Source organism: Bacillus massiliglaciei (genome assembly GCF_900098925.1).
GTDB classification, from domain to species: Bacteria; Bacillota; Bacilli; order Bacillales; family DSM-1321; genus Peribacillus; species Peribacillus massiliglaciei.
This window is the reverse complement of the sequence record NZ_LT622344.1, coordinates 1-22,489: the sequence shown is the minus strand read 5'-3', so window position 1 is coordinate 22,489 and position 22,489 is coordinate 1. Positions and strand designations below refer to the sequence as shown.

Here is a 22,489-nt window from a genome sequence, read left to right as displayed (position 1 = left end):
CCTCCAAGTGCGAAAACATTAACATCCTTTCATTATAACAGGGGACTCCGAACACTTCATCATACAAAAAGGGCCTGACTACATAAAGTGTCAGACCCTATTGCTTATGTTTATTCATTCTTAAAAGAAGGCGATCTTGTCTCTCTTTCTCATTTCTTATTCAGAAAAGATAAGCAAAACAAGCAATCTCCTTCTTTTCGAAGACTTCCAAAATGAAGGTTGCAGATATGAAATCCCTCTTGATAAATTCGGGCAAGATTATCATAGCCTTCACCGATATCCATGGCCTTCTCAGCCGTATGATTTTTGACAATGCTCTTTTTATTCTTATTTTTTGGCCGGGATTCCGCCGTTTTAGGGGTGATTCGCCGTCTCAAATGTTCATTTTCCAGCTTCAGTGACTGGTTTTCTTCCAGAATTTCAGCCAGATGCTGTTTTAGTTCGCCTAACTGGGTATATAATTGCCCAATCTGCGTCTCCATATTGGTAACCGACTCAAAAATCTCTTTCTTATCCACGCTCTCCCCACCTTGTTAATCTGTGGCTTGAATTGAAACGGCTCCCTCTTTTAGAATCTCATCCAAAGTATATTCCAATACTCGTTTTTCTTGTTCGATCAATTCAATTTGAAGTACGCGTTCCAGAATATTAAGCCCTACTACCTTGCCTTTGCCGCTTGGCGTTTTAATCATTTCCCCGATATCCGGAAGAAGTTCCTTCGCACTTTCATACTCATCGTTCTCATATTTCAGGCAGCACATCAAACGGCCGCATAAACCTGAAATCTTAGTAGGATTTAATGAAAGATTCTGGTCCTTTGCCATCTTGATAGAAACGGGTTCAAAATCACCTAGGAAAGTGGAGCAGCAAAGCATCCTGCCGCAGGGCCCGATTCCTCCCAGCATTTTTGCCTCATCACGGACGCCAATTTGCCGGAGTTCGATCCTTGTGCGGAAAATGGCAGCTAAATCCTTGACCAAGTCACGGAAATCCACACGTCCATCAGCTGTAAAATAAAAAACCACTTTATTTCGGTCAAACGTATATTCCACGTCGACCAATTTCATATCGAGTTTATGGTCCTCCACCTTTTGATTGCATATATGATAAGCTTCCTTGGCAGCTGCTTTATTTTCCTCGACAATCAGCCGATCCTTTGCATCTGCTATCCGAAGCACTTTCTTTAACGGCAGCACAACATCATTATCATCTACTTTTTTCCGGGCAGTAACGACCTTCCCGAATTCTACACCGCGTGCTGTTTCTACGATGACGAACTCATCTTTAGGAATAAGGATCTCACCTGGTTCAAAGTAGTAAATTTTGCCCGCTTTTTTAAAACGAACACCTACAACCTCATACAATTATGATCCCTCCTGCAACTTCAGCACAAGCTGCTCCATAAGCAGCTGTGGATTTGTATTGGACATCAGCTTCCTTTTCGCTTCCAAAATATGTCCCATTTGTTCTGCCAGGCGTTTCTGGGAAAGATGAAGAGCGTGTGATTCATATTCCTCCAGCAAATTTCGGAAAACAACCGAGGAGGGCCTGTCCAATTGAATGTATAGTAAATCCTTAAAAATAAGTAATAATAAATCGAGACCTCTGTCCAACTGCTCTCTCTCTTTGAAATGCGGAAACCACTCCATCTGGAGGCTGACTAACGCCTTCATGGAATCCTGTTTCAGCACTCTATACAATTTTACCACTATTTTTTGTGCTTGTACAAACCATTCATCGCTGCTTAAACGCAATCCTTCTTCCAAATTATGTGTTAAGAGGGAAATCAATGAGGATGTAGTAGGGTCGGCTCCTTCTTCTGCGAGCCGGTCTTTTAAGATAGCCGGCGGAAGCGGTTTAAAGGTGATAACCTGGCACCTTGAGAGGATTGTCGGCAGCATTCGCTGCAATTGCTCCGTCATCAATATGGCTACTGTATCGGTGGAAGGCTCTTCTAAAAACTTCAGCAGACTGTTGGCTGCACTGACAGACATCTTGTCCGCATCCGCTATTAAATAAATTTTTCGATTTCCTTCGACACTTTTCTTCGTAAACTCTCCTTGCAGGTTTTTAATCTGCTCTTTTTTAATGGAAAGTCCTTCTTTTTCTATATAATGCACATCCGGGTGATTGCCGCTTGAAATTCTTTTACAATTTCTGCACTCTTCACAAGGCTTAGCCCCCTCAATGGGATTCTCGCATAAAAGGCTTTTGGCAAAGCTTATACCTGCATCATGTTTGCCTGTTCCCTTTTCTCCTTCAAATAAATACGCATGGGCCACCCGCTGCTTCACTATGGCATTCTGAAGCATGATCATAACTTGAGGCTGTATGCTGCTTAATTCCTGCCATGTTTTACTCACTCATATCAACTCACTTATTGAAATTCCAACCTTAGTTTTTCGCATTTAGGGCACTTATAAACATGTTGCACTTCCTTGAATTTTTACAGCTATTCAAAAAAATCCAGCCTTGCCTAAACAGGGCTGGCAATCACCGTTCTGTCTCCTTTAAAATTGGACGAAATGCTCGATTGGCAGCACGAAGATCGTTGCTCCTCCCACTTGAACCTCCACAGGATATGGAATATATGAATCCGCATTGCCGCCCATCGGAGAAGAAGGCGTAATCACCTGCTGTCTGGACTGGCAGCTTTCCTTAATGATTTGAATGGCATGCTCAACCCGCACATCATCCGCACCGATCAGAAAAGTCGTGTTGCCTGATTTCAAAAACCCTCCCGTACTGGCAAGTTTAGTTGCCCGAAAGTTTTGTTCCACAAGCTCATCAAGAAGACGCTGGCTATCTTTATCCTGAACGACAGCTACGATCATTTTCATTCCGCTCATTCCTTCCATACCTGAATTTTTGGAACCATATACACTACTTTACGACTTATTATATCAATAATCCTGCTTTCTTTCAGTTAGATGTCATTTTATAAAACAGCTTTCTCTTACAGAAGAAAGACTTTACTTATTATTTACCCTTTTTTCAGCAAAGAACTCCACCAGCGCCTGCTTGGACTGTTCAAACACTTTCTCAATAGGCTGGCCGGCGTCAATGACCGTAAAGCGCTCCTTCCATCTCTCCATGATGAGATCATAGCCTTCTTTCACTTTTTCATGAAACTGGAGTTCCTCCAAATCAAGACGATTTACTTCTCTTTCTCCATTTGCACGAATTCGCTTCAATCCTTCAGCTGGGTCGATATCAAAATAAAGAGTCCGATCCGGCATAAGACCGTTGATGGCAAACTCATTAATCTGGTAGATTTCTTCCATATCAAGGCCTCTGGCATATCCTTGGTAGGCTAGAGAACTGTCGACAAAACGGTCACAAAGGACAATAGTTCCTTCTTTCAACGCCGGAATCACTTTTTGAACCAAATGCTGGCGCCTGGCCGCTGCATATAATAAAGCCTCTGTCCTGGAATCCATCTCTGTATGATCTTTATCTAAAATGACTTCTCTGATTTTTTCTGCAATAGGGATCCCGCCCGGTTCTCTTGTCAGAAGAACTTGATATCCGTCCTGTGCAAGCTCCTTAGCCAACATGTGGACAATGGTTGTTTTGCCGGCCCCCTCCGGTCCTTCCATGGTAATGAATAATCCTCGCTTCATGCTTGTACCTCCAGCCTGTTGTTTATCGATTAAGTATATCATGATAGTCCGTCAGAATCTTTTTCATAAATAGCAATTTTTCTCTCTGCGAGGCTGTCTCCTCCCTGAAATCTTGCGCCATCTTTCAGAAGCCGCTGCAAGGTATCCATTCGTTCACCGGTGATTATTTCCCCGGACATAATAAGAGGGATTCCTGGCGGATAGGGAATGATCATTTCAGCTGCTATTTCATGCATCGCTTTCTCAAACGGGACTATTTTTTTCCTTGCCGTTTTCATTTTGGAGAAGGAAAGCTTCAATTCAGAAATCCCTTCCCCCCTGTTCAAAGAGAACGAGCTGAGGTTTTCTTTATCTATTTGTTCTGAAACCGCCGCTTTTTCAATGAGACGTACCGTTTCACCAAAATCATAGTCATCTTCCTTCTTTAGGAGAGGCAGCACGAATAATACCTGATAACTGTCCGCCAATTCTGTATAAATGCCCGCTTCCTCCAGCTTTTCCTGCAAACGGAAGCCGCTCAGCCCCTTGACGGAACGGATGGACACCTTTAAAGGATCACTGGCAGCTCCCTGAGGCGGGTCAAGCACCTCAATTCCGTCAATCCATTGTAAGCTTTTTCGAAAGGCATTTATCCTTTTTATCAAAGCCTCACAGTCCTCCTTTGTAAAGGAAGCTATATAGCTTCTCGCTAAATCCAGGGAGGCCATAATTGGATAGGAAGGACTGCTCGACTGCAGCATTTGCAAATAGAATCGTACTTTCTCTTCATTTATGTAAGAACTATCATGTAGATGCAGGTACGACCCCATGGTCATAGCAGGAAGCGTCTTGTGGGCGGAATGGACGACTGCATCTGCGCCTGCTGATAATGCAGACATAGGGAAAGGGGCTCCTGCGGCGAAATGGGCTCCATGCGCCTCATCCACTAACACAGGAATTCCCTTTTTATGTGCGAGCTGTATAATTTCCTGGATATCCTGTCCAAGTCCATAATAATTAGGATAGGTGAGCACGAGTGCCTTACTCTCGGGATATAAGGAGAAGGCCTTCTCGACTATATCCGCCTGTATCCCTCCAGCTATGCCCCATTCCTCATGTATCATCGGATGCAGAAAGACCGGACGTACGTTCGCAAGCATCAAACCATGCAATATTGATTTGTGGCAATTCCTCTGGACTAATACTGTATCTCCTTCTCCGCAGGCAGCCAGGATCATGGCTATATTTCCTGCCGTCGAACCATTGACAAGGAAAAAGCTTTCTTTGGCTCCATAAAAATCAGCCAGCAGGGACTGCGCCTCCCTGATGGGCCCTTCTGGTGCATGAAGATCATCAAGGCCCGTAATCTCGGTAGCATCTATCGACAATATGGACTGATATAAGATTTTTCCCTTTTCCATAAAAAGCCGTCCATTTTTATGGCCGGGTACGTGATATGAAACAGGACTATTCTGCCTGTGGTTTACTAATGCCTCGAATAAGGGCGTCTTTGACTGATCCATGTCCACTCTTCTTTCAATCATTTTATGTTGGTATCTACATTTTAACAAATTTCATAAAAAAGAGAATCAAGACACTGATTTCGCTTGTGTGCTTGGTTCTCTTAAACTGTAACATATTGTTTTTTATGAGTAGATTCCTGGGTTTTTAATCTTCCTCAGTTTCTTCAAATAATACACATAGCGCTCGTCACTCGTTTGGGCTGCGATTAATTCTCTTTCACATTCTTCACATAAAAAAGCCGTATTTACATGGATTCCAGATACTTTGTGCTGTTCACAAATCACACATTCTTCCCCTGTCGAATTTTTGGTCACTGCTGGTCCCACAATCTCCACCTCCATACCTTCATTCTCTCCGCTTTCATGGCAAACTATACATCTATTTTATAGTTTAAGAGAGAACCCGGGCTGCTTCTTCCAATGTATGTGCCATGTGCCCAGTAGGTGTATGTCTTAATAAAAACTTTGTTTGTAATTCCTTTAAAAAGGGAGGAGAAGGGAATTTTCGCTTCAGGGGGTTCGCTTTCCGCGGGCTGTCAGGAAGCCTTTCTCGTCGCAGCTTCGCGCTCCTGCGGGGTCTTCCTTTGACGCGCTATTCCCGCAGGAGTCTCCCCCCTTCCGCTCCAATCCACATAGCTGTCAAATGATCCTTCGTTTCACATACAACAGAATAGCGGATCATATTACAACTGAATCCGTTACAGCTATAGGAAAATAAAAGGGAAAGTGATTTTGTCCTATTTAGATGAAAGAGCTGTTCTTACTAGGCACCATCTTGCGAGGTGTACTTATATCGAAAAATTAATAGATCTCAAAAAAGACCAGCTCTTCAGCTGATCTTCGGAAGTTATACAGTAACTGGAGTTAATCATTTTGCACCCCTTGCTAGGTACGTTTTTTAGTATCTTTTTAGACCTGCATTCTTTATCATATAAAAAAGACCAGCACTCGGCTGATCTTTCAACTGCTTGGCAGCGTCCTACTCTCACAGGGGGAACCCCCCAACTACCATCGGCGCTGAAGAGCTTAACTTCCGTGTTCGGAATGGGAACGGGTGTGACNAATCCGAACTGAGAATGGCTTTATGAGATTTGCTAGCCCTCGCGGGTTTGCTGCTCTTTGTACCATCCATTGTAGCACGTGTGTAGCCCAGGTCATAAGGGGCATGATGATTTGACGTCATCCCCACCTTCCTCCGGTTTGTCACCGGCAGTCACCTTAGAGTGCCCAACTGAATGCTGGCAACTAAGATCAAGGGTTGCGCTCGTTGCGGGACTTAACCCAACATCTCACGACACGAGCTGACGACAACCATGCACCACCTGTCACTCTGTCCCCCGAAGGGGAACGTCCTATCTCTAGGAGTGTCAGAGGATGTCAAGACCTGGTAAGGTTCTTCGCGTTGCTTCGAATTAAACCACATGCTCCACCGCTTGTGCGGGCCCCCGTCAATTCCTTTGAGTTTCAGCCTTGCGGCCGTACTCCCCAGGCGGAGTGCTTAATGCGTTAGCTGCAGCACTAAAGGGCGGAAACCCTCTAACACTTAGCACTCATCGTTTACGGCGTGGACTACCAGGGTATCTAATCCTGTTCGCTCCCCACGCTTTCGCGCCTCAGCGTCAGTTACAGACCAGAGAGTCGCCTTCGCCACTGGTGTTCCTCCACATCTCTACGCATTTCACCGCTACACGTGGAATTCCACTCTCCTCTTCTGCACTCAAGTCCCCCAGTTTCCAATGACCCTCCACGGTTGAGCCGTGGGCTTTCACATCAGACTTAAAGGACCGCCTGCGCGCGCTTTACGCCCAATAATTCCGGACAACGCTTGCCACCTACGTATTACCGCGGCTGCTGGCACGTAGTTAGCCGTGGCTTTCTGGTCAGGTACCGTCAAGGTGCCAGCAGTTACTCTGGCACTTGTTCTTCCCTGACAACAGAGCTTTACGACCCGAAGGCCTTCATCGCTCACGCGGCGTTGCTCCGTCAGACTTTCGTCCATTGCGGAAGATTCCCTACTGCTGCCTCCCGTAGGAGTCTGGGCCGTGTCTCAGTCCCAGTGTGGCCGATCACCCTCTCAGGTCGGCTACGCATCGTCGCCTTGGTGAGCCGTTACCTCACCAACTAGCTAATGCGCCGCGGGCCCATCTGTAAGTGACAGCCGAGACCGTCTTTCCATCTTCCCTCATGAGAGGGAAGAAACTATCCGGTATTAGCTCCGGTTTCCCGAAGTTATCCCAGTCTCACAGGCAGGTTGCCCACGTGTTACTCACCCGTCCGCCGCTAATCTCCGGGAGCAAGCTCCCTTTGATTCGCTCGACTTGCATGTATTAGGCACGCCGCCAGCGTTCGTCCTGAGCCAGGATCAAACTCTCCGAAGAATGTTTGACTTGCTCATAGAAGTGCTGGCATTGACATATGTCAATGGTCAACATTACTTTTTTTGAATAGTGTTAGTTCACTATATATCGTACGCTTACGCTTTGTTTTGTTCAGTTTTCAAAGAGCAATTTTAATGCCGTTTCTTTCGGAAGCGACTTTATTAATATATCATTTATTCATCTTATAGTCAAGAACTTTTTTAAAAAAAGAAAATGAAGCGATGAATGTTTTTAATCGTTTATTTGACGACCTAGATAATAATATCAGCTGCAGACCCTTTCGTCAAGAGTATGCTGTAAGTTTTTTAAATTAGTTTAGAAAGTCCAATAAAATCAATAGCAGCAAAGGGATTAGCATCTCCACACTCAATGGTATAACACGATCATCCTGTCAGGAACATTTCTTTTTAAGACAGCTATGAATAAGACAAAAAGAAAGAACCCAGTCCTCAACCAGGTTCTCCTCTATACAAGCCAATAATCGATGGCGGCTAATGCCGCTACTCCCGGTATGCCAAGTAAACCGGCAACCCCTGTTGTAACCAAATTAATTGGGACGTGTATACCCACTTGATTGCCCACAGTATTCAAGAAGAACAGAAACACCGCTCCAATGATCAGCTTAACGATTCCTTGTCCAAGAAGACGCATAGGCTTTAACGGGGCTCCTAAAATCAACAGCAGCAAAATCAATCCTCCAATAACAGCAACAAAAACAATCGGCTGCATTCGCATCCCTCTCCTTTAGCTTGTACTACACTACTATGAGGGCGAACTGCTTTTAAGAACCCAATGGGGCAAATACTTGATGAAAATGATATAAAAAGACGGCTGTGAGAACGTGCTCACAGCCGCCGGCATTTTCACTTTCTTCCCATACTTACTTGTCTTGCTTTTGCTTCTTTATATAAATAGATGTATTTTAATTCTGCCAGCTTAGACTGAGCGATCACCTCTTCTGATGGATCCACACTCAGTTCTAACAGGGACTTTTGGTTAAGCCAATTCATCTTCAATTGTTCGATCTGCATGATTAGCTGTTGATCGTATTCGTTTTTAAGTCTGCCTTTTCGACGAAAGAACATGCCGAGCCCCTCCCAGTTGTTATATTTCTCTTCTGCCTTCGATAGCCTTCGACAAAGTCACTTCATCTGCATATTCTAAATCACCGCCGACCGGCAGGCCGTGAGCAATTCTCGTAATGCGGATGCCCGATGGCTTAAGGAGCCGGGAAATATACATGGCTGTGGCTTCTCCTTCGATATTCGGGTTTGTTGCAAGAATGACTTCCTGTACAGTCTCATCCTGAAGACGCTTCAGCAAATCCGGAATATTGATATCCTCCGGCCCTATTCCGTCCATCGGCGAGATACTTCCATGCAGTACATGATACAGTCCGGTGAATTCTCTCATTTTCTCCATGGCGATGACGTCTTTTGATTCTTGAACCACACAGATCAAACTGCGGTCCCTGTGCTGATCTGCACAGATATAACAGGGATCCTGATCTGTGATATGACCGCAGACTGAACAATAGGAAAGATTCCTCTTGGCATTGACCAAGGCTTTCGCAAAATCCAAAACAGTGTCTTCTTTCATGTCCAAAACAAAAAAGGCAAGCCTTGCTGCCGTTTTGGGTCCTATGCCCGGCAATTTCATAAAGCTGTCAATCAGCTTGGAAATAGGTTCTGGATAGTGCATCTAATACCTCCTAAATTACATAAAAGAAACCCCATGAAGGAGTTTCTTTTATCGATTCCATTCCTTAGAACATACCTGGAAGGTTCATTCCTTTTGTGAATTGTCCCATTGTCTGGTTCGTCAATTCATCCGCTTTTTTCAGAGCGTCATTGGTAGCAGCCAGCACAAGATCCTGAAGCATTTCAACATCTTCCGGATCAACGACTTCTTCTTTAATATTAACTTCTACGATTTCTTTATGACCTGTTACAACAACAGTTACCATTCCGCCGCCGGCTGTGCCTTCAATTTTCTTTTCGCCTAATTCTTCTTGAGCCTCAGCCATTTTCTTTTGCATTTTCTGCATTTGTTTCATCATGTTCTGCATGTTTCCCATTCCGCCACGCATACCCATTTCACATACCTCCGATTATTCATTAATTTCAAGTAAATCATCTCCAGCAATCTTCCTGGCTTCTGTGATGAAGGGATCCTCTTCTTTTTGGGGTTCTTCCTCCATTGATCCATCATGCTGCTGAGTTGAAATAAAGTCTTCCCTGATTTGCTGCCACTGGCTTTCCGGAACACCGGCCATCTCCGTTCTTCGTCCTGTCAGCTGCTGAAGGATAGAAGCAATAACTTGAAGAAAGCGGCTGTTCTCCATCGCCATTTGACAATGTATATCATACTTGAATTTTATCACAAAAGCATCCGGTGAGGCAGCAACTGGTTCCGCTTCTGTTAATAAAGCAGCCAGCGATTTCATATTTTGAGCTCCCAGCTGCTCGAGCACCTCGCCCCATTTGCTCTTCACAGCCTGCAAGTTCTGTTTGGTCGCTGATCGCAGAACTTGATTGATTTTCCCAACAGGCGCTTTATAGCTTTTCTTCTGTACCCGCTGTGATTTTTTCGGCACAGCGGCCGTTTCTGCCGGTGCAGCGACTAATCCATTTTGCTGAATTTGCTGCAATTGCTTTTCCAGTTCCTCAATTTTTTGCAGCAGCTGTTCAACCTGCAGCTGATTTCCTTGGGAAGCCCGCTCGATTTGGCACATTTTCACTAAAGCTACTTCTAGAAAAATCCGCGGATGGTTTGTCCATTTCATATCCTGCTGAGTTTGATTGAAGTTCTCGATAATTTCATAAATGACCGGAGCTGGAATTTCACCGGCCAATTCTTTAAACTTCGAATCAATCAGCACTTGCTCAAATGAATCTGCAAGCCCAGGTGCTGTCTGATACAGCAGCATGTCCCTGAAGTAAAAGATCATGTCCTCTATAAACCGGGACGGATCCTTTCCCATTGCCAGCAATTCATCTAGCACCTGAAGAGCTTCCGCTACTTCTTTTTCATAAATTGCTTTTGCCAGCCTGCTGAGAAATGTCTGGGACACAGACCCTGTAACAGTCAGTGCATCTTCCACTGTCACACTTTCACTGCTGAAAGAGATTGCCTGATCAAGGAGGCTCAGTGCATCCCGCATGCCCCCCTCTGCCGCACGCGCAATAATATGGAGGGCCTTGTCATCGCAGGCTGTCCCTGTTTCAGAAACAATCTGCGACATCCTTCCCACAATATCTTCCGGCTGTATCCGTTTAAAATCAAAACGCTGACAGCGCGAAATGATCGTCAGCGGAATTTTATGCGGTTCCGTAGTGGCAAGAATAAAGATGACATGTTTGGGCGGTTCTTCCAACGTTTTCAAAAGGGCATTGAAGGCGCCCTGTGAGAGCATATGCACCTCATCGATAATATACACTTTATAAGTAACAGCATTCGGAGCATACTTCACCTTGTCCCGAATATCCCTGATTTCCTCAACGCCATTATTGGATGCCGCATCGATTTCAATTACATCCGAAATAGAGCCATCCGTAATTCCGCGGCATGCCGCACATTGATTACAAGGTTCCTTCGTTGGGGCCTGCTCACAGTTTACCGTTTTCGCTAAGATTTTGGCAGCACTAGTCTTCCCTGTCCCCCGCGGGCCGGAAAATAAATAGGCGTGGGAAACTTTTTGGCTGATTAATGCATTTTGCAATGTTTTTGTAACGTGTTCCTGACCGACGACATCGATGAATTGCTGCGGTCTCCAAACACGGTATAAAGCCTGATAGCCCACGGTAATTCCTCCTTTATTTTCTCATTTCTATTATAACGTACACCCTGCAGATTCCAAAACATGCAGAAGAAAAGTTTTAAACTTTGTTCTACAAAAAAACTCATCCATTAGTAAGGATGAGTTGTCGTTTATGTAATAAATGCCGTGCACCTTCTGTCGATTAACACCCATAAGCGTTACTCAAGCAGTTAGCTCGGCCCAGGCAACCCTGCGGCACATGAGAGCTTCCACTTAATGCTGCTTCCTTCCGGACCTGACATGGTTCATGGATTCTCATTGCGCAGGACCCAGGCGTCAACGCCACTTACTTGAGGCAGACCCTACAGAATGCTAACCTCGAGAAGGAGTTCAACCTCGCTGGAGCGGATTGCGAGTACAGGGCACCGCTACCTCCCCGTCTAGCACGGCAAATTTTATTATACTTAAATTAAGCAGAAAAAGCAATCCCTATTGAATTTCATTTCTTTCCAGCTTCCTGGATCGCTGCTCCTGCCGCTGTGCTTTTTTCTTTTCCCTCAATTGTCGAAAAAAAACCGTTAAGATCATTCCGCATTCTTCTTCCATAACACCGCTTGCCACTTCGCATTGGTGATTGAAACGCGAATCCTGCAGCAGGTTCATAAATGTACCGGCACAGCCGCCCTTCGGATCATGAGCCCCAAACACGACTCTTTTCACCCTGGATTGGAGAATAGCGCCTGCACACATTGGGCAAGGTTCAAGCGTTACATATAAGACAGCCTCTTCCAGTCTCCACGAACCGACTTTCCTGCAGGCAGCGTCTATTGCCAGCAGTTCTGCATGCGCGGTGGCATTTTGCTCTGTTTCCCGCAGATTATGGGCACTGGCGATGACTTCACCGTCCAGCACAATAACTGCCCCGATAGGCACTTCTCCCATTTCTCCTGCCTTCTCAGCCTCTTTCAGGGCAAGCTGCATATAAAATTGATCCTTCATGTTTCACCCTCCTTCTATTTAGGAGTAAATCGCTCCGAACAAGCCAAACTAATCCTATATTAAACGAATCGTACCCCATCACACGAACAAAAGGCAAGCCCATTCGGTTTATCCAATCGTTGAGAAAACTCTTTTCCCGCTTGAAAGAAGACCGCCCCTATCCCTGACGAATACTCCGCCTTCTTCCATATAAAACTATCACGCCTTCTTTCCACTCTGTGTTACAATAACTGTTGGCTAAAAAGCTAAAATCTTATAATAAATTGTCGAATTATAAAAGCGGCTTCCGCTTTTAAGGAGGATAGATTGGATGAATCCCACCCCATTCATCACTGTGGAAGGACCGATCGGTATAGGAAAAACGTCGCTGGCCAAGGCCATCTCCCTTCATTTCCGCTATTCTTTATTAAAAGAAATTGTAGATGAAAACCCCTTTCTTGGGAAATTCTATGACAACATCGAAGAATGGAGTTTCCAAACCGAAATGTTCTTCCTCTGCAACCGTTATAAGCAATTAGAGGATATAGATACAGAGTATCTTTCTAAGGGACAGGCGGTTGTGGCCGATTACCATATTTTTAAGAACCTCATTTTTGCTGAGCGCACTCTCAAGCGCGGGCAATATGATAAATATCTTCAGATTTACGATATTCTCACTCAGGATATGCCAAAACCCAATATGGTTATTTACTTAAATGCCAGCCTTGAGACACTCGTCGCAAGGATTAAGAAACGGGGAAGAGATTTCGAAAAGAACATCAGTCTGGATTACCTGCAACAACTGTCCGGAGACTATGAGGTCTTTATGACATCTTTTCAAAAAAAGCATCCTGAGATTCCTGTCCTGACATTTAACGGAGATGAACTGAACTTCGTAGAGAATGAACAAGATTTAAAGGACATGCTCACACAAATTGAAAATGCCTTGCAAAAAGGAGTATATACGAATGAACCTGCGAACAAAATATAACATTCCGAATGATGCCGTCATTACGATTGCCGGTACAGTCGGAGTCGGAAAATCTACCATGACAAATGCTTTGGCGAAAGCCTTGGATTTCAGGACTTCTTTTGAAAAAGTAGATACAAATCCATACCTCGATAAGTTTTACAGCGACTTTGACCGCTGGAGTTTCCACCTGCAAATCTATTTCCTTGCTGAACGCTTCAAGGAGCAGAAAAAAATCTTCGAATATGGCGGCGGATTTGTTCAAGACCGATCTATTTATGAGGACACCGGCATTTTCGCAAAAATGCATTACGAAAAAGGAACCATGAATCCAGTTGATTACGAGACGTACACAAACCTGTTCAACGCTATGGTCATGACTCCCTATTTCCCGCACCCAGATCTTCTTATTTATTTAGAAGGGTCTGTTGACGATATCATCGGCAGAATCAAAGAGCGGGGCCGCCCAATGGAACAGCAGACTCCTCTTGATTATTGGACAGAGATGCATAAACGATATGAAAGCTGGATTGATCAGTTCAATGCCTGTCCGGTTCTTCGTCTGAATATTAACGATTATGACTTAGTAAACGATGAAGAAGCATCTGTAGAACAAATCGTAAAACGTATTTCCAAATTCACAAGCCTGACAAAAAATTTAACCAAAATATAAAAACCATCGGCAGGATTTTTTCTGCCGATGGTTTTTTACTATAATAAATTAAAAGACCCGCTGCATGACTGCAACGGGTTTATGTATGAATCTTATTTATGCACTTTTAGTTGTATAAATAAAAATGGAGGAGGTAGAGGGATTCGAACCCCCGCGGGGTTTGACCCCCCTGTCGGTTTTCAAGACCGATCCCTTCAGCCAGACTTGGGTATACCTCCGTATCAACATTAACTATAATAACCTGCACAAAAAGGAAAGTCAATACCCTCTCAAACTATTTTTCAAAAATAATTCATAAGAGAAAAAAAGCCACGGACACCCTCGGGTGAACCGAGTTGCCCGCAGCCAATTCAATCTAAAAAACAAATATCTGTTTATGATTACTTAATCACTTCAGCATTACGCATATAGGGACGCAGCACTTCAGGAATAATGACTGAGCCGTCTTCCTGCTGGTAATTTTCCAAAATTGCGGCTACGGTTCTGCCGATAGCAAGGCCTGATCCATTTAGAGTATGCACATATTCCGGTTTGCCCTTTGCATCACGGCGGAAACGGATATTAGCACGTCTTGCCTGGAAGGCTTCAAAGTTGCTGCAAGAAGAAATTTCTCGATAGCTGCCATAGCTTGGCATCCATACTTCAAGATCATACTTCTTAGCAGCTGTAAATCCTAAATCAGCTGTGCACATGCTTAACACACGATATGGAAGTCCAAGAAGCTGAAGAACCTTCTCTGCATTGCCTGTCAGTTTTTCCAGCTCCTCATAAGAATCCTCCGGCTTTACGAATTTAACCAGTTCCACTTTATTAAACTGATGCTGTCGAATCAATCCCCGGGTATCCCGGCCTGCTGATCCGGCTTCAGAACGGAAACACGCTGTATGTGTCACATAGTTCAGCGGAAGGTTCTCACCGCTTAGAATATCATCACGGTGGTAATTGGTCACAGGCACCTCACCAGTCGGGATTAAGAAGTAATCTTCACTTTCAATCCGGAAGGCATCCTCTTCAAACTTAGGAAGCTGCCCTGTTCCGGTCATGCTTGCACGATTGACCATCAACGGTGTCATCAATTCCTGATACCCGTGCTCTTCCACATGAAGATCTAGCATGAAGCTAATCAAAGCCCGTTCCAGCCGTGCCCCTAATCCTTTATAGAAAACAAAGCGGCTTCCTGTTACTTTTGCCGCGCGTTCGAAATCAAGAATCTCTAAATCGGTGGCGATATCCCAGTGCGGCTTTGCTTCAAACCCGAACTCTTTAATTTCTCCCCATTTTCGAGTTTCCACATTATCATCTTCTGTCGCGCCGATTGGCACACTTTCATGCGGAATATTCGGAATAGACATCATCAATTGATCAAGTTCAGCCTCTACTTCGCGAAGCTCCTCATCTAAGGATTTGATCTTCTCACCCACTTCACGCATTTCGGCAATCAGCTCATCTGCATCCTTTTTTTCACGTTTTAAAACCGCAACTTGCTGAGATACCTCGTTCCTCTTGCTCTTAAGCTGCTCTGTCTCAGCAATTAATGTTCTCCTTCTGATGTCAAGGTCTTCAAATTTACCTAAATCAGTCAGATCTTCTCCCCTGTATTGCAGGACGTTTTTCACTTCTTCGAAATTATTGCGCAGATACTTTAAATCCAGCATGCTTATTCCTCCTCTGTAATCAATCAGCAGTAGCACAGGTCTCTTTTTCAGAAACGCAAAAAACTCCCGTCCCCTTGAAAGGGACGAGAGTTAACCCGCGTTGCCACCCTAGTTAAAGACTAATAGCCTTTCACTCATCAAGATAACGGTTTGAACCGAAAGTGGTTACTTGCACAAATAGCGTTCCCCACTTCACTCCAGGATGGATTCACAAGGTTTTTGCACCGGTTCTCACCAGCCACCGGCTCTCTAAAGCAAATAATTCCTGCTACTAATTCCTGTCACTGCTTTAATGAATTCTTTTCCATAATGTACTATAATTTTGCCCTTGCTGCAACCGTTTTATACGGGGTCACAGCAAATGATTAAAACCAGCCTTTAACAGCAGCTGCTGTACTTCCCCATACATCAGCGAAGAATCCGCCGACCGCCCGCATAGTTAATACAAACCAATTGGACTTTTCTACGGTCTCAGCTGCGACCAAATCAACCGCACCTGCTTTTTCAGCTGCTCCATTGATATAGCCGTAGTTCTCGCCGTTCTTTGTTTCAACAGTGATATAGCCGACTTTCTCACCCTTTTTAATAGGTGCCTCTAATTCGCCGTCTTTGTTCAGTTTCTTTTTATCAATAACTACTTTTGCTTTGTAATTATCCTTCTGATCTTTTGGAATGACTAGATCGAGCGCTTTATTAGATTCTACCTTTACAGCGTCCTCTTTACCTTTCGTTACCGGAAGGCTATCTTTGCCCTTGACTTGATAGTGAGCCGGAAGAACTTCTTCCTTCTCAAACGACCCATACGCATAGTTCATCAGCTTCGTCGTATCAGTAAAACGCTCATTTTTAGAAGTTGATTTCATAACAACTGTAATGTAACGCTGTCCATCTCGGATGACAGTTCCTGTATTTGCGTAACCGGCAAATTCAGTTGAACCTGTTTTAAGTCCGTCCACGCCCTCATATTCAAAAATTAATCCTGGCAGCATCCAGTTGTAATTCGGATATTCCTTGCCATCACGGAACTTAAGCTTTGAAATTTTCGCATGGCCCAAAACTTCTGGGTAATCATTGATCAAACGATACGCAAGCTGTGCTGTATCTCTGGCTGTCATGACATTTTCATCGTCTTCTGTACCAGCCGGATATTTCCCTAACAGGTCCTTATTGCTCAGCCCTGTGGAATTGACGAATTTATAGTTTTTCAACCCTAACTCATTCGCTTTTTTATTCATCAATTTGATGAAATTCTCTTCACTGCCAGAAACCAATTCAGCCAATGCAACCGTTGCAGCATTTCCTGAATGGACGGCCATCGCTTCATACAATTCTTTTACTGTATAATCTTCTCCCTGAGTCAGCCCAACATTGGATAGGTTGGCTGCCTTCGATAGATTATGTACATATTCATTAATCTTTACTTTTTGATCCCACGTAATTTTACCTGATTTGATAGATTCCATTACAATATATTCAGTCATCATCTTAGACATAGAAGCAATCCCTAAGACTTTGTCTGCATTTTTTTCATATATGATTTGACCTGTTTCACCATCGATTATAATGGCTGCTTCTGCTTTTAAACCTAAATCAGATTCAGCTTTAGCTTCCCCCGGTTGATAGGCAAATTGCGACATGACAAGAACGAAAACGAACGAGAAAATCAGGGTAATCTTGCTGATTCTTTTCACTTTTTTACTACCTCCAACTTTTATGCTTCTGTCTTAAGACAATCTAGTAATTTCACAAAGAATTTACACCTCGTCTAGTTTATCATAGAAAATCCAAAAAAAATAGACGGAGATAAAGGCGTCCCCGTCTATTTTTTGATTACATTTTGATTACATTTTTATTGTGATTCCAAACTTATAAAGAATAGTTTGGCGCTTCTTTTGTAATTTGAACATCGTGCGGATGGCTTTCCCTTAATCCGGCACCTGACATCTTCACAAATTGAGCTTCATTTCGCAGAGTCTCCAAGTCTGGTGCACCGCAATAGCCCATTCCTGACTTGATGCCGCCGACTAACTGGTAAATCGTATCAGACAATGGTCCTTTATAAGGAAGGCGTCCTTCAATACCTTCAGGGACAAATTTCTTGTTGTCTTCTTGGAAATACCGGTCCTTAGAACCCTTTTCCATTGCAGCTACAGATCCCATGCCGCGGTATACTTTAAAACGGCGTCCTTGGAAGATTTCTGTTTCTCCCGGGCTTTCTGTAACACCAGCAAGCATACTGCCCAGCATAACGGCATGTCCGCCTGCAGCAAGCGCCTTGACGATGTCTCCAGAGTATTTGATTCCGCCGTCTGCAATGATTGTCTTGCCATGTTTGCGGGCTTCAGTCGCACAATCATAAACTGCTGTGATTTGCGGAACACCTACACCAGCAACAACCCGTGTTGTACAGATGGATCCAGGTCCGATTCCCACTTTTACAATATCAGCTCCTGCTTCAATCAAAGACTTTGTTCCTTCAGCAGTAGCAACATTTCCTGCAATGATCGTCAGCTCAGGATATTCGGAGCGAATCTGACGAACCATATCCAATACGCCTGCAGAGTGACCATGAGCCGTATCCAGAACAATAACATCCACTTGAGATTTCACGAGCATTTCAACTCGCTTCATGGTATCCTTCGTAACGCCAACTGCCGCACCGACAATCAGTCTTCCTTGACTGTCTTTCGCAGAATTCGGGAATTCAATAACCTTTTCAATGTCTTTAATCGTGATTAGCCCTTTAAGCACACCGTTGTCATCCACGAGCGGAAGCTTTTCTATCTTATGTTTTTGCAGAATTTTACCAGCCTGCTCCAACGTTGTTCCTACAGAGGCAGTTACAAGATTTTCTTCAGTCATTACATCCGCAATTTTAAGAGAAAAGTCGGACATAAAACGAAGATCACGGTTTGTAATGATACCGACTAACTTTTGATCTGTTTCATTATTTACAATTGGCACACCGGAAATACGGTATTTGCCCATAAGGTGCTCCGCATCAAAAACTTGATGATCCGGGGTCAGGAAAAATGGATCAGTAATAACGCCGCTTTCTGAACGCTTGACCTTATCCACTTGATCAGCCTGTGCTTCAATCGACATATTTTTATGAATGATGCCGAGTCCGCCTTGGCGAGCCATCGCTATGGCCATATCAGCTTCTGTTACTGTATCCATTCCGGCACTGATAATAGGAAGATTAAGCTTGATATTCTCCGCTAATGTAACCTGCATATTAACTTGATTCGGTAAGACTTCAGACTTAGCAGGGATTAATAAAACATCATCAAAAGTTAATCCCTCTTTTACAAACTTATTTTCCCACATATTGACCCCTCCTGCTTAAAAATATTATTTGTAGGTTATCAACTGGACATAATACTGTCAAGAACGATTAAAAATGTTTGATTTTTCTATTAATTTAAAGGGGTTGCTATTTTGCTTGAAAATAGAGAGAGTTTCAAGAGTTTTCTTCCTTTTCTTTCCGCTTCTGCCTCTCAAAATTTTTTATTGAAATGCTATCGCGCAAGCTCTTTTACAGAGGCTGAACAATTGAGTTATCAAAACAGCTATCCATTTATGTATTATCTGGAATACGCGCAAACTTATTACGAACAAGCTGAGCTTTCACCAATTTCCATAAAACCCACCTTGACCTTCTACGGCTTCACCCAGCTATTGAAGGCATGCCTTCTTACTGTGGAACCAAATTACCCGGAATCGACCTCAGAATTGGCTCATGGGGTCACAGCAAGGAAAAGAAAGAAACAGCAATATGAATTTTTGAAAGATGAAGTAAAAATTCAGCGAAACGGACTTTTTTCATCGCTTTCTGAAAAAGTGTTTCACATGAAACATTTAGAAGGAGAAAAATTCTCTATGAGCAATTTGCTCAACGAGATACCTGAAATGGAATCGATTGCTCTAATGGGGAAACCAGCTCATTTTTTTAGGTTTTATCCGTGCGCAAACGGTTTCTGTATTGCTCCGGAAATTCTGGATCGGTTTAAGATGACCCTCTCACGGTTTGAAGATTTTTTGACAGGAAAGCTGGGACAAAAAGTTATACTGCAAAACAAAGAAACTGAAATTCATACAGGGGTGGAAAGAGTGTTCAGTATGAATGCTTCTGCTCCCATTCGATATAACAGTATGTCAGGGCACTTTGCCCTTTCTGCCAATAAAGATTCCAAAAACTACAAGATGCCGGAGCTTCTCCTTCACTACCTTGTTTTATATAACCTCAGTATGATTGCAAGGTATGAAACAGAATGGTGGGCGGAACTTTTGAAAATGATGCCGGGAGATGATTACCCTCATATCGTTCATTTCCTTCACATCCATCAAAGGAAGGCTCCCTTATTAGTTTTAGAATGGCTGACTAAGGATAGATTTGATAACCGGTTTATATAGGTTTAGATCGTGTTTGAGGGGGATTTTCGCTTCAGGGATTCGCTTTCCGCTCCAATCCACATAGCTGTCAAATGATCCTTCGTTTCACATACAACAGAATAGCGGATCATAGAAGAGCTTAATCGTTTACTGCTAAACAAAGAAGATGAATGAGAAAGCGATCCTGTCCTATTCAGATGATAGAGCTGTTCTTACTAGGCACCATGTTGCGAGGTGTACTTATATCGAAAAAGTAATAGATCTCAAAAAAGACCAGCTCTTCAGCTGATCTTCGGAAGTTATACAGTAACTGGAGTTAATCATTTTGCACCCCTTGCTAGTTACGTTTTTTTAGTATCTTTTTAGACCTGCACTCTTTATCATATAAAAAAGACCAGTACACTCGGCTGGTCTTTCATCTGCTTGGCAGCGTCCTACTCTCACAGGGGGAAACCCCCAACTACTATCGGCGCTCGAGCTTATCTTCCGTGTTCGAAATCCGAAACGGCGATGGACGGCGAATCTCTGCGTCAGCTTCCTCCGCTCCGGTCCTCATGTACGCTGTACACTCCGCTCCTCGCTCCCCTGCTTCCTTGATCTTCTTGCCCCTCCCCATTCCGAGTGAGACGTTTAAACACTAGTCTTGCAGACCTTCGGTCTTTTCTATACAATCGAGTAGGAGGGGGTGATTAACCCCCGACCTCTCACACCACCGTACGTACCGTTCGGTATACGGCGGTTCCATTAAGTTTGACGCAGAAATTCATATCGATTATATAAACTTTTCAACCCTCGGTGACTCCAATACAAGTTATTGAGGGTTTTGTGTAAGATTGGACTACAGGCTATTCTCCAATATTTCTTTCTGGAGTTTCCCCATTCATATGCCTTTTGGTCAGGGACACCTAGACCTTTGAGTTTTCTTACTCTTGTCCTCGGTTTCTTCCATTGTTTCCATTCAAGCATACGGAGTCTCCGTCTAATCCACTCATCAAATTCTTTAAATTTACTTGGTGTATCAGCCAATGCAAAATATCCACACCATCCCGTTAGATATTGATTTAGTTTCTCGATTCTAACTTCCATAGGAATTTGTTTAGAACGGGAGGTTAACTCCCGTATTTTAGCCTTAAGCCTTTTAATACTTTCATTGGCTATTCGAACCTTCGGTTTCTTATTGACCGTAAAGCTAAAGCCAAGAAACTTTCGTTTCCACGGGCGATCAACTGCTGACTTTTCTCTATTTACTTTGAGCTTTAATTTCTGCTCAATAAAGCATGTAATTGAGTTCATCACTCGTTCTCCAGCTTTCTTCGATTTCATGTAAATATTACAATCATCGGCGTAGCGGACAAACTTGTGACCTCTCCTTTCTAACTCTTTATCAAGTTTATCCAAAAGGATATTCGAAAGAAGGGGGCTCAGTGGACCTCCTTGTGGTGTTCCTTCTTCTGCATCATAGACTACACCATTCATCATAATTCCTGCTTGGAGATATTTCCGTATAAGTTTCAAGACCTGCCGGTCTTGGATTCTACTTGCTAATATCCCCATTAACTTATCATGATTGACTCTATCAAAGAATTTCTCCAAGTCCATGTCAATCACCCATCTATAACCTTCACTTATATATTCCCTTGCTTTACGAACCGCATCATGACCTCTTCTATTTGGTCTAAACCCATAACTATGTTCTGAGAAGGTTGGGTCAAGAAGTGGGGTTAGAACTTGGGCGATAGCCTGTTGAATGAACCGGTCTGTCACGGTAGGTATTCCTAGTAATCTTACTCCACCGTTCGGTTTCGGGATTTCGACTCGACGGACTGGGTTAGGTTGATAGGTACCTTCCCTTAATGAATCACAAAGAGTTTCCCAGTTCTCATAGAGATGTCTTCGTAGGGATTTTACGGACATTCCATCTATGCCGTGACTCCCTTTGTTCTTCTCCACACGTTTAAGTGCTTCTATTAAGTTTTCCCGTGACAGAATCAGATCCATTAACATGTGATATTTCCTTTCGACGTGAACGTAGAAATCTAATTATGTTATTCCTGCTCCACCCTCATGAAGTCCCCTGTGGAATTCACCACTTCCTCCTTCAAGTAAGTCCTTTCGGATTGTCTGCTTCTATACAGGAATTATATGCCTAGTTCTCGTTCTTCCTAATAGTTCAGTCCTTCCCATTCCATCTCGAGTTGGAATGGTACTATGACCTCGGCTGACTTCTGATTGTTCAGCTGTCCATCGCTGGATAGGTTACCAAGGGAACTTGGCGTTCCAATCAGACCTCCCCGGGTAAGAGTACAGTCTTTCCCTCCATCTATCTGCTTCATTTACTCTGTACCACCTTCGGCAGTAAGGACTTCGTTTTGTTGTGCAAACTCATCCAATGGTACCTAGCCTTATATGAAGTTCGTGTTCCTCAGACCGGAGGTTTGCCGCTCGCTTCCTTCAGATTCTGCGTCACCACAGACACCCTTGCGTTAAGCTAACCATTACTACTGCCTTCATGGTTCGGGACTCTCACCCTATAGACTGCACCCATGCCGGGCGCA

21 protein-coding genes, 1 tRNA gene, 1 other RNA gene and 2 other annotated features are annotated in these 22,489 nt (G+C 43.7%); of the genes, 3 read left to right on the top strand and 20 right to left on the bottom strand.

Features of this window, described 5'->3' with window-relative positions; translation table 11 throughout:
- Positions 1-149: 149 nt before the first annotated feature.
- The 14 genes from yabA to tadA all read right to left on the bottom strand — a co-directional run bounded on the left by yabA (position 150) and on the right by tadA (position 12,262).
- Positions 150-518 (bottom strand): DNA replication initiation control protein YabA, encoded by a 369-nt coding sequence (gene yabA / locus BQ4305_RS00910; RefSeq protein ID WP_110926065.1) that lies wholly within the window; start codon positions 516-518, stop codon positions 150-152.
- A gap of 15 nt (positions 519-533) precedes the next feature.
- Entirely contained in the window at positions 534-1,364 is an 831-nt protein-coding gene (locus BQ4305_RS00905; RefSeq protein WP_110926064.1) for a PSP1 domain-containing protein, read from the bottom strand.
- Positions 1,365-2,363, bottom strand: a complete 999-nt coding sequence (gene holB, locus BQ4305_RS00900; protein WP_110926063.1) for a DNA polymerase III subunit delta' — start codon at positions 2,361-2,363, stop codon at positions 1,365-1,367.
- A 147-nt stretch (positions 2,364-2,510) separates the two neighbouring features.
- Positions 2,511-2,840, bottom strand: a complete 330-nt coding sequence (locus tag BQ4305_RS00895) for a cyclic-di-AMP receptor (RefSeq protein WP_110926062.1) — start codon at positions 2,838-2,840, stop codon at positions 2,511-2,513.
- Between the two features lie 132 nt (positions 2,841-2,972).
- On the bottom strand, positions 2,973-3,623 hold the full coding sequence (tmk, locus tag BQ4305_RS00890; protein WP_110926061.1) for a dTMP kinase: 651 nt from the start codon (positions 3,621-3,623) through the stop codon (positions 2,973-2,975).
- 38 nt (positions 3,624-3,661) lie between these two features.
- A complete protein-coding gene (locus tag BQ4305_RS00885) occupies positions 3,662-5,125 on the bottom strand; it encodes an aminotransferase class I/II-fold pyridoxal phosphate-dependent enzyme (protein ID WP_110926060.1) in 1,464 nt (487 codons plus the stop codon).
- Positions 5,126-5,248: 123 nt separating this feature from the next.
- On the bottom strand, positions 5,249-5,467 hold the full coding sequence (locus tag BQ4305_RS00880; protein ID WP_110926059.1) for a sigma factor G inhibitor Gin: 219 nt from the start codon (positions 5,465-5,467) through the stop codon (positions 5,249-5,251).
- A gap of 582 nt (positions 5,468-6,049) precedes the next feature.
- Positions 6,050-7,503, bottom strand: a sequence feature (most likely nonfunctional fraction of RNA operon).
- A gap of 465 nt (positions 7,504-7,968) precedes the next feature.
- Positions 7,969-8,232, bottom strand: a complete 264-nt coding sequence (locus BQ4305_RS00865; protein WP_110926058.1) for a pro-sigmaK processing inhibitor BofA family protein — start codon at positions 8,230-8,232, stop codon at positions 7,969-7,971.
- A gap of 134 nt (positions 8,233-8,366) precedes the next feature.
- The gene (locus tag BQ4305_RS00860; RefSeq protein WP_110926057.1) at positions 8,367-8,588 is read right to left on the bottom strand and encodes a YaaL family protein; all 222 of its coding nucleotides are present in this window, start codon (positions 8,586-8,588) and stop codon (positions 8,367-8,369) included.
- 19 nt (positions 8,589-8,607) lie between these two features.
- Positions 8,608-9,204: a recombination mediator RecR gene (gene recR, locus BQ4305_RS00855; RefSeq protein WP_110926056.1), complete on the bottom strand. Its 597-nt coding sequence runs from the start codon at positions 9,202-9,204 to the stop codon at positions 8,608-8,610.
- Between the two features lie 64 nt (positions 9,205-9,268).
- The gene (locus BQ4305_RS00850) at positions 9,269-9,592 is read right to left on the bottom strand and encodes a YbaB/EbfC family nucleoid-associated protein (protein WP_110926110.1); all 324 of its coding nucleotides are present in this window, start codon (positions 9,590-9,592) and stop codon (positions 9,269-9,271) included.
- Between the two features lie 21 nt (positions 9,593-9,613).
- Positions 9,614-11,305 (bottom strand): DNA polymerase III subunit gamma/tau, encoded by a 1,692-nt coding sequence (gene dnaX, locus BQ4305_RS00845; RefSeq protein ID WP_110926055.1) that lies wholly within the window; start codon positions 11,303-11,305, stop codon positions 9,614-9,616.
- 142 nt (positions 11,306-11,447) lie between these two features.
- Positions 11,448-11,712: signal recognition particle sRNA large type (ffs, locus tag BQ4305_RS00840), an RNA gene on the bottom strand.
- 40 nt (positions 11,713-11,752) lie between these two features.
- On the bottom strand, positions 11,753-12,262 hold the full coding sequence (tadA, locus tag BQ4305_RS00835) for a tRNA adenosine(34) deaminase TadA (RefSeq protein ID WP_110926054.1): 510 nt from the start codon (positions 12,260-12,262) through the stop codon (positions 11,753-11,755).
- A gap of 310 nt (positions 12,263-12,572) precedes the next feature.
- On the opposite strand from tadA, the gene BQ4305_RS00830 reads away from it, so the two are divergent.
- Both BQ4305_RS00830 and BQ4305_RS00825 read left to right on the top strand, forming a co-directional pair.
- Positions 12,573-13,232, top strand: a complete 660-nt coding sequence (locus BQ4305_RS00830) for a deoxynucleoside kinase (RefSeq protein WP_110926053.1) — start codon at positions 12,573-12,575, stop codon at positions 13,230-13,232.
- Positions 13,210-13,884 carry a deoxynucleoside kinase gene (locus tag BQ4305_RS00825; protein ID WP_110926052.1) on the top strand — a complete coding sequence of 225 codons (675 nt, stop codon included), beginning with the start codon at positions 13,210-13,212 and terminating at the stop codon, positions 13,882-13,884. The genes BQ4305_RS00830 and BQ4305_RS00825 overlap by 23 nt, the downstream gene beginning before the upstream one ends.
- Before the next feature lie 125 nt (positions 13,885-14,009).
- Here BQ4305_RS00825 and BQ4305_RS00820 read toward each other — a convergent pair.
- The 4 genes from BQ4305_RS00820 to guaB form a co-directional block, all read right to left on the bottom strand.
- A tRNA-Ser gene (locus BQ4305_RS00820) sits at positions 14,010-14,102 on the bottom strand.
- A gap of 162 nt (positions 14,103-14,264) precedes the next feature.
- Positions 14,265-15,539, bottom strand: coding sequence for a serine--tRNA ligase (gene serS, locus BQ4305_RS00815; protein ID WP_110926051.1), 1,275 nt, complete (start codon positions 15,537-15,539; stop codon positions 14,265-14,267).
- Positions 15,540-15,615: 76 nt separating this feature from the next.
- Positions 15,616-15,833: a binding site (T-box leader), on the bottom strand.
- Between the two features lie 71 nt (positions 15,834-15,904).
- Positions 15,905-17,230: a D-alanyl-D-alanine carboxypeptidase family protein gene (locus BQ4305_RS00810; RefSeq protein WP_110926050.1), complete on the bottom strand. Its 1,326-nt coding sequence runs from the start codon at positions 17,228-17,230 to the stop codon at positions 15,905-15,907.
- A 175-nt stretch (positions 17,231-17,405) separates the two neighbouring features.
- Positions 17,406-18,869, bottom strand: a complete 1,464-nt coding sequence (gene guaB, locus BQ4305_RS00805) for an IMP dehydrogenase (RefSeq protein WP_110926049.1) — start codon at positions 18,867-18,869, stop codon at positions 17,406-17,408.
- A 111-nt stretch (positions 18,870-18,980) separates the two neighbouring features.
- Between guaB and BQ4305_RS00800 the strand changes: the two genes are divergently transcribed.
- Complete coding sequence (locus BQ4305_RS00800) at positions 18,981-19,955, top strand: YaaC family protein (RefSeq protein ID WP_110926048.1); 975 nt, start codon at positions 18,981-18,983, stop codon at positions 19,953-19,955.
- Between the two features lie 723 nt (positions 19,956-20,678).
- Here BQ4305_RS00800 and ltrA read toward each other — a convergent pair.
- Together ltrA and BQ4305_RS21185 are read right to left on the bottom strand one after the other, a co-directional pair.
- Positions 20,679-21,938, bottom strand: coding sequence for a group II intron reverse transcriptase/maturase (gene ltrA, locus BQ4305_RS00795; protein WP_110926047.1), 1,260 nt, complete (start codon positions 21,936-21,938; stop codon positions 20,679-20,681).
- 158 nt (positions 21,939-22,096) lie between these two features.
- The gene (locus BQ4305_RS21185; RefSeq protein WP_199880500.1) at positions 22,097-22,267 is read right to left on the bottom strand and encodes a hypothetical protein; all 171 of its coding nucleotides are present in this window, start codon (positions 22,265-22,267) and stop codon (positions 22,097-22,099) included.
- Positions 22,268-22,489: the final 222 nt, after the last annotated feature.

Coding starts and splice junctions, on each gene's coding strand:
- BQ4305_RS00885 (WP_110926060.1), bottom strand. CDS start 5,125: ATGGATCAGTCAAAGACGCCCTTATTCGAGGCATTAGTAAACCACAGG.
- BQ4305_RS21185 (WP_199880500.1), bottom strand. CDS start 22,267: ATGAAGCAGATAGATGGAGGGAAAGACTGTACTCTTACCCGGGGAGGT.
- tmk (WP_110926061.1), bottom strand. CDS start 3,623: ATGAAGCGAGGATTATTCATTACCATGGAAGGACCGGAGGGGGCCGGC.
- serS (WP_110926051.1), bottom strand. CDS start 15,539: ATGCTGGATTTAAAGTATCTGCGCAATAATTTCGAAGAAGTGAAAAAC.
- BQ4305_RS00850 (WP_110926110.1), bottom strand. CDS start 9,592: ATGCGTGGCGGAATGGGAAACATGCAGAACATGATGAAACAAATGCAG.
- BQ4305_RS00895 (WP_110926062.1), bottom strand. CDS start 2,840: ATGAAAATGATCGTAGCTGTCGTTCAGGATAAAGATAGCCAGCGTCTT.
- BQ4305_RS00860 (WP_110926057.1), bottom strand. CDS start 8,588: ATGTTCTTTCGTCGAAAAGGCAGACTTAAAAACGAATACGATCAACAG.
- BQ4305_RS00865 (WP_110926058.1), bottom strand. CDS start 8,232: ATGCAGCCGATTGTTTTTGTTGCTGTTATTGGAGGATTGATTTTGCTG.
- tadA (WP_110926054.1), bottom strand. CDS start 12,262: ATGAAGGATCAATTTTATATGCAGCTTGCCCTGAAAGAGGCTGAGAAG.
- ltrA (WP_110926047.1), bottom strand. CDS start 21,938: ATGTTAATGGATCTGATTCTGTCACGGGAAAACTTAATAGAAGCACTT.
- BQ4305_RS00880 (WP_110926059.1), bottom strand. CDS start 5,467: ATGGAGGTGGAGATTGTGGGACCAGCAGTGACCAAAAATTCGACAGGG.
- BQ4305_RS00830 (WP_110926053.1), top strand. CDS start 12,573: ATGAATCCCACCCCATTCATCACTGTGGAAGGACCGATCGGTATAGGA.
- BQ4305_RS00825 (WP_110926052.1), top strand. CDS start 13,210: ATGAACCTGCGAACAAAATATAACATTCCGAATGATGCCGTCATTACG.
- recR (WP_110926056.1), bottom strand. CDS start 9,204: ATGCACTATCCAGAACCTATTTCCAAGCTGATTGACAGCTTTATGAAA.
- guaB (WP_110926049.1), bottom strand. CDS start 18,869: ATGTGGGAAAATAAGTTTGTAAAAGAGGGATTAACTTTTGATGATGTT.